This window comes from Micromonospora sp. M71_S20 (assembly GCF_003664255.1).
Lineage (GTDB): Bacteria > Actinomycetota > Actinomycetes > Mycobacteriales > Micromonosporaceae > Micromonospora.
Genome location: NZ_RCCV01000003.1, coordinates 909884 through 916394 on the forward strand (window position 1 = coordinate 909884; position 6511 = coordinate 916394).

Sequence of the window (6511 nt, forward strand, 5' to 3'; positions counted from 1 at the left end):
CTCGGGCATGTCCTGGTCGTCGCCGGTACCCTGCGAGCGGGCGTCCGTGTCGGTCGAAGCTGCCTCGGAGGACTCGGGAAGATCGTCGGCTGCCGGGGCCTCGCTGTCGATCTGCGGTGCGGGTGCGGTTTGCGTGAGCACGGTCCGTGCTCCCTTCGGGTTGTGGGTGTGTTGGTTGGCCGGGGCGCGTCTGGGGTTGCCGTCCAGAGCACTCCGGTGGTTCGTGGGACCGCTGCCGAAGGCAGCGGTGGTGGTGGGCTACGTGCGGGTCGCTGTGGAGTTGTCAAGGAACCGGGCTGGATCAGTCAGGCGGCTGTGGCGAGGGCGGTGAGGTGTGGGCGGTTGGGTGGTGACGGCATGGTGCAGTCGGTGCAGGTGCCGCCGTCCCAACGGTGTTTGCTGGCACCGTCGCCTGCCGGGCACGGCATGAGCTGTAGGTCGGCGAGGTGTGCGCGGTTCAGGCAGACGGGGCACAGGCCCCAGTTGGCGGTTGGTGCGCCGGAAATCGGGGTGTCGCAGTGGGTGCAGCAGCATCCGGCCTGCCGGAGGGCTTGACCGATGACGTCGGCTGCGGCGATCGCGCGGCGGGCATCGAGGGCGAGGCCCTTCCACGCGGCGGTCTTTTGCACGCGCTGCCAGTCCTCGTCGGTCAGTGCGGGGCTGGGCAGGGTGGCGGGGTCGTCTGCCTGGGCGTGTAGGTACGCCTCGACCTCCGCGCGGCCGAACAGGGGGCCAGTCCACTGGAAGGTGCGGGCGAGTACGGATACGAGGTGTCGCGCGTCGGGCTCTGCGAGGTTTCGGGGCAGTGACACGCCGTGAGGCAGCCCGATGAACATGGGCATGGGTGCTCCATCGGTGGGAGAAGATCGGCACGGGATGGCACGCGACAACCGAGCGTGCAAAGCGGGAACACCGGCGGAAGTTGCGGGTGCGGGCCGCTGGGGGTCGGGTGCCGCTGGCGGCGGCACCCGCCCAACGGTCAGAGCGTGGCAGCGATCTCCATGGCCCGGATGCCGACGCTTTCCATGTCGAACGCGGCATCGGGGTCGCTGAGGGTCTGCGCGGCGCTGGTGACCGCGTGCAGCATGCCCCCGGCGGTTCGGTCCCCGCCGTCGATGAAGTGGTTGAGGATCAGGCGCTGCTGGTCCTCGGTGAAGCGAAGCCGCTGCCCGACGACGCGGATGGTGTGGTCGGGGTCCGCGATGCGCCGGCCCGCCTTCTCCTCGATCTCCTCGATCTTGCGGCGAACGTAGCGGACATCAAGGAAGCGGCGCACGGCGTCGCGGGCCTGCTTACCGATAAGGCTGAGATTCGCCTCGTGGGTGTCGTTGCTCCACCGGATCGTTCCCTCGTCCATCTTCGCGCCCAGGTGAACCGCACGCAGGGCATCTTTGGTGACGGTCACGCCGTTGTCGCAGACCTGAACGACGATACGCGGGGTGATGGTCATCGCGCCGGCACCGGTCTCGCTGTTGGTGAAGACGAGCCCAGCGAAGACAGTCGGGTTGTCCGCCCCGGTCGCTCCGGTGAAAGGGCTGCGGTAGTTACGCAGCAGAGTCGGGGCGAGCGACTTGATCGCCTCGGAGTGGACCCGCACGACCATGCGCCGCTCGCTCAGGTCGCACGCGAGGTTCACCCGCAGCCCGGACTCACGGATGCCGGTCAGCGCGGACATCAACACGTCCAGGTGGTCGATGATCTTGTAGCCGTCGCTGAGGAAGGCGCGCAGGATGCCGCCGCCGTTGCCGTCGGACAGGCAGCGGGCGAGGTATCGCTTGCCGTGTTGGAGATCGAGCCAGCCGTTGACGTTGGTGTCGTAGAGGTGCAGGGCCTGGGCGCGGGTCTTGCGGAGGTAGGCGGTGGGGATGCCCAGCTTCTCGCCGAGTCCGGCGTCGCCGAGTTCGGTGGGCAGGTACAGCCCATCGGCGGAGGTGACCCCGGTGTCGGTGAGGACCGGCTCTGCCCCCGTGATGCGCAGGTGGCCGGCTTCGGCTCGCAGCATCCCGGTGCCGGCCACGATGTCGAGCTTGTGGCCCTGCTGCTGATTGAGGATGGCGGTCAGGTCCGCCAGGGAGGCGTGTCGGGCCGACAGGGGGATGGTGCTGATCGTGTCGCTCACGGCACTTCCTTCGGTGAGGTTGGAATTGTTGGTCATTCGGTCGGGGGTTGCCGCCCCTCCCTCATGTATATAAGGATACATGGGTTCTGTCTCCATGTCCACTTGAATCGCGCTCTCTTTGAAAGTTATGAGCGGGCTTTATGTCATTCGCCGGCTTGGTTTGGGGGCGATGGCTGATAGGAGAGTGCGGGGCGTATCTCGGTGGGGAGTGAGGGCTTTGGGGCGTGACATGGCACCAAGTCGGCTTTCGTGTTACGGCCCGAATCGGCTCGGTCGCTGCCACCGTGGCGCAGTTGACCTCACCTCAACCGCATCGGTGCAGTTAGGAGCAACGCCGGACCGGACACGACGAGCGCCGCCTCCTCCGCCGGTGATGGTTCTTGACCTCACCCCGACAAGATATCCGTCGGCGCAGCGGTTCACTGGGTCGATCACGACGGACGCCGTCGCCATGCTTGAAGCGCGAAAAGCCAACTAAAGGCGGTGCTGGGCGGCGAGACGCTGATCGAGTCGGAGGCTGTTGGGTGTAGGTCGGTTCAGTGAGTTAAGGTAGGCGCCGGCGTGCTGTCCAACTTACTCGGTCGGCCTATCTGGGTCCTGGACACTCCCGCCCCTGACGTTGATCCACTCCTGTATCCGACGGCGCTTCCAGTAGCGAGTCATGCCGCCCGTAGGTGCCGGTTCTTCGAGATCGAACAAGGGCAGGTAGCCGTCTTCGTGGCGTTTCCATGCCGCCTTGCTGCGGCCGGCGTAAAAGTCCCATGCGCCTTGACTGATATCGAGGATCTTCCGAAACTCGGCGGCAGGCAGCAGTTCCTCAGGATCGCCAACAAGATTGACCTGATGAACGCGTGCTCTGGCGGACTCGACGATCTGTGGCAGCAGGATGTCCCGGACGCGCTTCAACTCGTCGATGGGAAACCAGGACTTCTTGTCTTGCTTGACTGGCGCGGGCCAACCGGAGCCCTGCTCGCGTTGCTTGGGTGAGGTCTTGAGTCGGACCGTCGCCTCGGAACGACATGTGAACTCAGCCGCCCCGGCGATGTCGGTGTGCGGCTGACCACCGATGTTCCGGATCTCCATGCTGCCCCTGCCCGCGACTGTCCAGCGGTGGAAACGACCGGGGGACTTCATCCGCTCGCGCGGACGAAGTGGCAACCCCCCGGCCGCCTGAAACAACCAACAACCCAGCCTCACACCGCAAACGCCGTGAACGTGAGGCCGAAGAGCTTCTGATGCTAGCAGTCGGAGCTCGGGCGGTAGAACAGCAGCCGGCCGAGCGGATCACAAATCACCAGGGCCTTCATCGTGTTCAACCCGGCCTTGCCGGACACAAACCGGTCCCGCCCGCTCCGCCCCGCGATCGGCCGACGTGCCCGAACCTCGGTGGCGCCCATCAACGCCTGCGGGTGGTACCCGAGGTGCGCCACCACGTCGGACAGGGTTCCGAAGCCGGACGCCGTCGTGCACCCGGCAGCCACGCTCGGCCAGCAGCGGCCTGACCTCGGCGATGCTGCGGCTGATCGTCGAGCGGTGGACACCGAACCAGGCGGCGACGACATCGTGCGTCAGCCCGTGCCGCAGGTGCACCAGCGTGGCCAGCAGCCGATCAACGAACCCGAACCGATGCTTGGCTCCCGCTCCGATCCGGCGACCGCGTGTCCGCGAGGCGAGCCGGTCATGGTGCTGTGTCCGCCGCTGCGGCCCCAGCTCGCTGACCAGGCCCTCAATCACCGAGCGGGACAGGCCCGTCAACCGACGATTCGTCATGATCGCAGCACCCACCACGGCACGAACAACGATCATCGATACTCAAGGATTCGCAACCTCGCACGAGATCGTTAGTGGTGCGCGGCGACCCGAAGAATCTCGGTTACGACTCGGACGGCGGCATCTGGTCGGCCGTGTGCCGCGGCGGCTTGGGACATCGTGGTTCGGAGGCGGGAGTCGGTCAGTAGGTTCGTGGTGACGGCGCGGAGTTGGTGGGGGGTGGCTTGGTCGCCGTCGAGCATGACGGCGGCGCCTTCCTTTGCGAGGTGCCGGGCGGTGATGCGCTGCTCGTCCCCGGCGGACACCGGGTATGGGACAAGGACGGATGCCTTGCCGAGTGCGGTCAGTTCGGCGACCGTGCCGGCCCCGCTGCGGGCGACGACGACGGCGGCTGCGGCGAGCAGGTCGGGCATCTCGTCGTGTATGAAGTCGACGACGCGGTAGCGGGGTGCGAGCTGCGGGGGTAGATCATCCGCGACCTGTTGCATTTCGGCGTAATTGAGGCTGCCGCACTGGTGGACGATTTGGCAGTGGGGCAGAAGGTCCCGTAGGGCGCCGGCGAGCATTCGGTTGATCTGTTGGGCGCCGGAGGCTCCGCCGGTGACGAGTACGAGCGGTAGGGCGGGGTCGAGGCCGTACGCGGTGAGGCCTCTCGTGGGATCTCCTTGCAGAACTGCGGGCCGCACGGGGTTGCCGGTGACGACTGCGCGGCGGCGGGCCCGGGGCGGCAGGTGGTCGAGGGATGCCTGGTGGCTGAGCAGGATGCGGGTGGCTACGCGCGCGAGGATGCGGTTGGCCAGGCCGAGGGTGAGCGTTTGTTCGTGGAGCAGGTACGGGACGCGGAACAGGCGGGCGGCGAGGCCGATGGGGACGGAGACGTATCCGCCGGTGCTGAGTACGACTGCGGGCCGGGTGCGGGCGACCGTGAGGGCTGCTTGGGCGATTCCCAAAGGGATGCGGAAGGCGTCGGCGATGTTGCGGGCCAGCTCGCGTGGGTTGGGGGAGCGGCGGAGTTTGCCAGTGGTGATCGCTTTGAACGGAATTCGGTTGCGCTCGGCGATCTTGGCTTCGAGCCCGTCGGCAACGCCGACCCAGAGCAGCTCGGGCGTGGTGCCAGCTTCGGCCATTCGCGACTGGAGGGTGGTGATGGTGGTTAGGGCTGGATAGGTGTGTCCGCCGGTGCCGCCGCCGGTGACGATCATGCGGAGTTGGCGGAGGTGCTGGGCGCTGTAGAGGGCCATGCGTTACCACTTCGGGTGGTGGGTGCCGGACGGGTCGAGGCAGTTTAGCCGCTCTTTCGGCACCGATTTCGCCCGATCTCGGGTTGCTATGCGAGGTGTTGGTCGGCCCCTTGGTCGATCAGCTGGGCGCACGCGGTGAAGTCGGCGGCGGTCTTCTCCCACGGGTCGGGTACGTCGGCGTCGGGGAGATAGAGGCGCAGCTTGAGCTGGTCGTCGGGATGGGCTTGCTCTCGCAGGCGCGTGAGGATCGACTGGTCCATTGCGAGGATGGTGTCGGCCCAGTGCAGCATCGCCGCGGTGAGTTGAACGCCGCGGTGGTCGGTGAGGTCGTAGCCGAGCGCCGTGGCGGCCTCGATCATCAGGGGGTGTGCGGGTTGGTCGACGAGGCGGCCGGCGTGCAGGGCTGCCGAGCGAACGACGACGGCATCCCCGCCGCGTGTTGCGAGGATCGCTGCGGCGAGGGGACTTCGACAGTGATTGCCGAGGCAGACGACCAAGATTCGATGAGCTGGTGATGCTGGCGGCATCGCGGTTGCTCCGTTCGACGGTTGCTGGGGGCGGGCCGGGCGGGTCGTTATATGAGGCCGGGCAGTGAGCTGTTCCGAGGGCCGCTACGACTGCACCAATGCGATCGGTGCTCAGTGTCCGACCCTTGCGCATTCTGGTTCGCGGGCCGCCGTCACGATGTGCACCCGTACGTGGCCGGCTTGACGGTATGCGGGCCCGGCTCGCTGTGTGCCGCGTCCTCGGTTCAGCGAGCCGGGCAAGAGGTCAAAGACTGTCGAGGTAGCGGCGTAGCCGCTCGGCGAGCTTGCGGGGCGGGTAGGGGTTCTTGAGCGGCCGGTAGCCCTCGCCGTGGCGTGGTTTCTCGGTGTAGACATCCGACCCGTCGCGCTGCCAGCTGCCGATGATCACCAGCGTGCTGACCGGCCGCTGGGTTTTGACCGGTGCCACGCGATGGAGTTCAGTCAGGTCGAAGGTGTAGTACGTGTTCTCGGCGAAGGTGGCGTTCAGGACCGGGGCGAGCTTGACGGTGGTCACGGCGCTGTTGTCGTACGCGAAGCTGCCGCCGAGCTGCCACGGGTAGTGCAGATACGGCGAGCCCTCGTCCGACTGCCGATAGGTCTGAAAGTTCAGTGCACCGGACAGGAGGCGGGAGCCGAAGCTCCAGGCGTGGTTGTGGATGTCTTCGGTAAGCAGCGGTGCCTCCGGCCACCACACGTGCAGTCGGACGCGGTGGCTCGGGTGGCTGTTCTCCAAGGGGATGGAGTCGAAGCCGTTAGGGTGCGCGAAGGATTGGTGGGCGATCTCCGCCAGGTGGTCCTCGTCGTTGAGGATCTGCTGGATGGTGTCCACGGCCCAGGACGGCAGGCCGGGGTCG

General features: G+C 66.9%; 8 protein-coding genes. 1 reads left to right on the forward strand and 7 read right to left on the reverse strand.

The annotated features are described in order from the left end of the window. Positions 1–305: 305 nt before the first annotated feature. The 4 genes from DER29_RS29355 to DER29_RS35675 form a co-directional block, all read right to left on the reverse strand. Complete coding sequence (locus DER29_RS29355) at positions 306–842, reverse strand: hypothetical protein (RefSeq protein WP_121400861.1); 537 nt, start codon at positions 840–842, stop codon at positions 306–308. 137 nt (positions 843–979) lie between these two features. Next, on the reverse strand, positions 980–2119 hold the full coding sequence (locus DER29_RS29360; RefSeq protein WP_121400862.1) for a DUF932 domain-containing protein: 1140 nt from the start codon (positions 2117–2119) through the stop codon (positions 980–982). Between the two features lie 573 nt (positions 2120–2692). Further along, complete coding sequence (locus DER29_RS29365) at positions 2693–3202, reverse strand: hypothetical protein (protein WP_121400863.1); 510 nt, start codon at positions 3200–3202, stop codon at positions 2693–2695. 201 nt (positions 3203–3403) lie between these two features. Next, the gene (locus DER29_RS35675) at positions 3404–3709 is read right to left on the reverse strand and encodes a transposase family protein (protein ID WP_233600232.1); all 306 of its coding nucleotides are present in this window, start codon (positions 3707–3709) and stop codon (positions 3404–3406) included. On the opposite strand from DER29_RS35675, the gene DER29_RS35680 reads away from it, so the two are divergent. Continuing rightward, on the forward strand, positions 3653–3964 hold the full coding sequence (locus tag DER29_RS35680) for a hypothetical protein (RefSeq protein ID WP_233600233.1): 312 nt from the start codon (positions 3653–3655) through the stop codon (positions 3962–3964). The two genes, DER29_RS35675 and DER29_RS35680, sit on opposite strands and share 57 nt — an antisense overlap. Here the strand turns inward: DER29_RS35680 and DER29_RS29375 are convergent. The 3 genes from DER29_RS29375 to DER29_RS29385 all read right to left on the reverse strand — a co-directional run. Next, positions 3961–5130, reverse strand: coding sequence for a glycosyltransferase (locus DER29_RS29375; RefSeq protein WP_121400864.1), 1170 nt, complete (start codon positions 5128–5130; stop codon positions 3961–3963). The two genes, DER29_RS35680 and DER29_RS29375, sit on opposite strands and share 4 nt — an antisense overlap. Positions 5131–5216: 86 nt before the next feature. After that, complete coding sequence (locus DER29_RS29380) at positions 5217–5627, reverse strand: low molecular weight protein-tyrosine-phosphatase (protein WP_199729576.1); 411 nt, start codon at positions 5625–5627, stop codon at positions 5217–5219. A gap of 274 nt (positions 5628–5901) precedes the next feature. After that, positions 5902–6511 (reverse strand): hypothetical protein (locus DER29_RS29385; protein WP_233600215.1); only part of this gene is annotated, 610 nt, incomplete at its 5' end.

Bases quoted from the DNA above. Each gene is read 5' to 3' on its own strand.
- DER29_RS29355 (WP_121400861.1), bottom strand. From the start codon at position 842: ATGCCCATGTTCATCGGGCTGCCTCACGGCGTGTCACTGCCCCGAAAC.
- DER29_RS29375 (WP_121400864.1), bottom strand. From the start codon at position 5,130: ATGGCCCTCTACAGCGCCCAGCACCTCCGCCAACTCCGCATGATCGTC.
- DER29_RS29365 (WP_121400863.1), bottom strand. From the start codon at position 3,202: ATGGAGATCCGGAACATCGGTGGTCAGCCGCACACCGACATCGCCGGG.